Below are 529 nucleotides of genomic sequence, written 5' to 3' on the forward strand. Positions count from 1 at the left end.
GTTGTATTCACTCTGTGTTCTGCCCATTTGCTTTCCCGAAGGGGATAATTTGTTGTTTGGTACTATGCCTTCCAGACTGAGATAACGTCTTGATCCCGGGAGTGAAGGGTCGTGTATTCTAAAGTATCCACCACTTAAATCTTCTACTATTTCAATGCCGTCAGATGGGTTTTTATATATTTTTTTACCTTTGTGCGTCGTTGTAGTAACTGGGTTTGAGCCCGCAAATTTGATGATACTTTCATTTAGATCGGCCGTTTTCCAGTTGCCTGAGTATTTGGCCGCCCGTTGTGCGCCCCCTGTTTGGGGTAGTTCAACATCTCCTTCGTCTGTTTTGGCGAACTTGGGTGGACTGCTAGCTGCAACAGCTGGATCACAGTTGCCTGCGCCAGGGCAAGTATTTAGCCCCAGCGGATCCACCCACCCCGTAGGGTTGGGCACATACTGGTACGCATTAATCCCACCCGCCAGCTTCACCGGATCCGGCGTCAGGTAGCGACCAATATCTGGATTGTAGTAGCGATGCCGG

1 protein-coding gene is annotated in these 529 nt (G+C 49.3%); it reads right to left on the bottom strand.

Annotated features, from left to right (window positions below; translation table 11 throughout):
* Positions 1-529, bottom strand: a 529-nt coding sequence (locus GIW28_RS30600; protein ID WP_236490497.1) for an RHS repeat-associated core domain-containing protein, incomplete at both ends; no start/stop codon positions are given.

The sequence above is a fragment of the Pseudomonas sp. PA-5-4B genome, assembly GCF_021606215.1.
In the GTDB taxonomy this organism is placed as follows: domain Bacteria; phylum Pseudomonadota; class Gammaproteobacteria; order Pseudomonadales; family Pseudomonadaceae; genus Aquipseudomonas; species Aquipseudomonas edaphica.